1 protein-coding gene is annotated in these 2,246 nt (G+C 74.9%); it reads right to left on the reverse strand.

Going from position 1 to position 2,246, the window contains the following annotated elements; genetic code table 11:
- On the reverse strand, nucleotides 1–2,246 hold a 2,246-nt coding region (locus tag BBH68_RS32290; RefSeq protein ID WP_141713110.1), incomplete at both ends, for a type I polyketide synthase.

Raw genomic sequence — 2,246 nt, forward strand, 5'->3', positions numbered from 1 at the left:
CCACCGCACCCGACGACCAATCCACATGCGGCGTCGGCTCATCCACATGCAACGTCCTGGGCACCACACCCCGACGCATCGCCTCCACCACCTTGATCACACCAGCCACACCCGCCGCCGCCTGCGTATGACCGATGTTCGACTTGAGGGCACCGAGAAGCAACGGCCGCCCCTCACGCCTCTCCTGGCCGTAGGTGGCGAGCAGAGCCTGGGCCTCGATCGGGTCGCCCAGGGTGGTGCCGGTGCCATGCGCCTCCACCACGTCCACATCGGCCGCCGACAGACCCGCGCTCGCCAACGCCTGCCGGATCACCCGCTGCTGCGACGGACCGTTCGGCGCCGTCAGACCATTCGACGCACCGTCCTGGTTCACCGCCGAACCCCGCACCACCGCCAACACCTCATGCCCCAGACGCCGCGCGTCCGACAACCGCTCCACCAGCACCACGCCGACGCCCTCGGAGAACCCGGTGCCGTCCGCGGCCGCGGCGAACGCCTTGCAGCGGCCGTCCCGGGACAGCCCGCGCTGCCTGCTGAAGGACACCAGCAGCTTGGGGGTGGGCATGACCGCGACGCCGCCGACCACGGCCAGGGTGCACTCGCCCTGGCGCAGCGCCTGGACCGCCTGGTGCAGCGCCACCAGCGAGGACGAGCACGCCGTGTCCACCGTGACCGCGGGCCCCTCGAAGCCGAAGGCGTACGACACGCGGCCGGAGGCCACGCTGCTCGCGTTGCCGGTCAGCAGGTGGCCGTCGAGGCCGTCGTCGGGGGTGAACAGGTCGATGCCGTAGCCGGAGACGGCGCCGCCGACGAAGACGCCCGTCGGGGTGGAGCGCAGGCTCAGCGGGTCGATGCCCGCGCGCTCCAGCGCCTCCCAGGTGGTCTCCAGGAGCAGCCGCTGCTGCGGGTCCATGGCCAGCGCCTCGCGCGGCGAGATCCCGAAGAACTCGGCGTCGAAGTCCGCGACGTCCGCCAGGAATCCGGCCGTGCGGGTGTGGCAGGTGCCGGGGCGCTCCGGATCCGGGTCGAACAGGGCGTCCAGGTCCCAGCCCCGGTCGGTGGGGAAGTCGGTGAGCGCGTCGCGCTCCTCGGCGAGCAGCCGCCACAGGTCCTCGGGGGAGGCCACGCCGCCGGGGAGGCGGCAGCTCATGCCGACGATGGCGATGGGCTCGCCGTCGTCGCGGGCCGCGGTGGCGGTGGCGGGCCGCTCCGGGGCCGCGGTGGCGGTCCCGGGCAGCACCAGTGGCAGCAGGTGCGCGGTCAGCGCGAGGGGGGTGGGGTGGTCGAACACGGCGGTGACGGGGAGCCGTACGCCGGTGGCGGTGTTGAGGCGGTTGCGCAGTTCGACGGCGGTGAGCGAGTCGAAGCCCAGCGCCTTGAACGGCCGGTCGGCGCCGACCTCGCCGGCGTCGTCGTGTCCGAGCACGGCCGCGGCCTGGGCGCACACCAGCTCCACCAGGGTCCGCCGGCGCTCCGCCTCCGGGAGTGCGGCCAGCCGGTCGCCCAGTTCCGATGTGGCGCTCTCGGCCGCGGCCCGGGCGAGGGCCCGCCGCGTCCTGACCAGCCCGCGCAGCAGCGGCGGCACGGTGTCCGCCGTACGGGCCCTGGCCAGGTCGAGGACGATGGGCACGGTGAGCGCCCGGTCGAGCCCGAGCGCGGCGTCGAACAGGGCGAGTCCCGTCTCGGTGGACAGCGGCCGCACCCCGGTCCTGCCGATCCGCCGCAGGTCCACCTGGTCCAGCACGCCGGTCATGGCGCTGGCGTCGGCCCACAGGCCCCAGGCCAGGGAGTGGGCGGGCAGGCCCCGGCCGCGGCGGTGCTGGGCGAGGGCGTCGAGGAAAGCGTTGGCCGCCGCGTAGTTGGCCTGGCCCGGGGCGCCGAACACCCCGGCGGCGGAGGAGAACAGCACGGAGAAGGACAGGCCCGTGGTGAGTTCGTGCAGGTGCCAGGCGGCGTCGGCCTTGGGCCGCAGCACGGTGTCCAGCCGCTCCGGGGTCAGTGCGGACACCACGCCGTCGTCCAGGACGCCTGCCGTGTGCACCACGCCGCGCAGCCCCGGCAGTCCGGCGAGCAGTTCGGCGACCGCGTCCCGGTCGGCCATGTCGCAGGCCACGACGCGGGGTTCGGCGCCGAGCCCGGTGAGCTCGGCGGCCAGCTCGCGGGCGCCCGGGGCGTCCGTGCCGCGGCGGCTGGTGAGCACCAGCTCGGTGACCCCGTGCTCGGTGACCAGGTGGCGGGCCGGGCCA

The organism is Streptomyces sparsogenes (assembly GCF_001704635.1).
GTDB classification, from domain to species: domain Bacteria; phylum Actinomycetota; class Actinomycetes; order Streptomycetales; family Streptomycetaceae; genus Streptomyces; species Streptomyces sparsogenes.